1 protein-coding gene is annotated in these 431 nt (G+C 74.2%); it reads right to left on the bottom strand.

Going from position 1 to position 431, the window contains the following annotated elements:
• Positions 1-55: 55 nt before the first annotated feature.
• Positions 56-431, bottom strand: a 376-nt coding sequence (locus tag A4V12_RS23235) for an SsgA family sporulation/cell division regulator (RefSeq protein ID WP_350498024.1), incomplete at its 5' end; no start/stop codon positions are given.

Raw genomic sequence — 431 nt, 5'->3', positions numbered from 1 at the left:
GGGGGCGCCGGCGACCGCGGGACCGCCGACGGTCGGCACGGAGGGGACCGGCGGATCAGCCGGCCGCCAGCAGCTCCGCCAGGAAGGCGTCCAGCTCCTCGATGCGCTCCCGGCCGGCCGGGACCTCCTCGTGCGTGCGCTCCAGGAAGCGCCGCAGCGACGGCGCCCGCACGGTGAACACGGTCGTGTGCGCCAGCTCGATGCGGAGCTCGTCGCGGGTGCCGTTGAGCGCCGGCCACATCCGCACGTCGCCCTCGCCGATCGGGTGCGCCATGCCGTACCGCAGCATGTCGCGGTCGAGGCGCCACTCGGCGTACACGAGCCCGGCGTGGGGGAAGCCGACCGTGACCGCGTACGGGTCACGCGCGTCGTAGGTCAGGTGCGACAGGACGGGAAGCTCGGTGCCGTCCAGCGAGAGAAGCCGCATGAAG

The organism is Streptomyces noursei (assembly GCF_001646665.1).
Taxonomy (GTDB): Bacteria; Actinomycetota; Actinomycetes; order Streptomycetales; family Streptomycetaceae; genus Streptomyces; species Streptomyces lavendulocolor.
The sequence above is the reverse complement of the archived record's forward strand: the minus strand, read 5'-3'. Positions and strand labels throughout refer to the sequence as shown.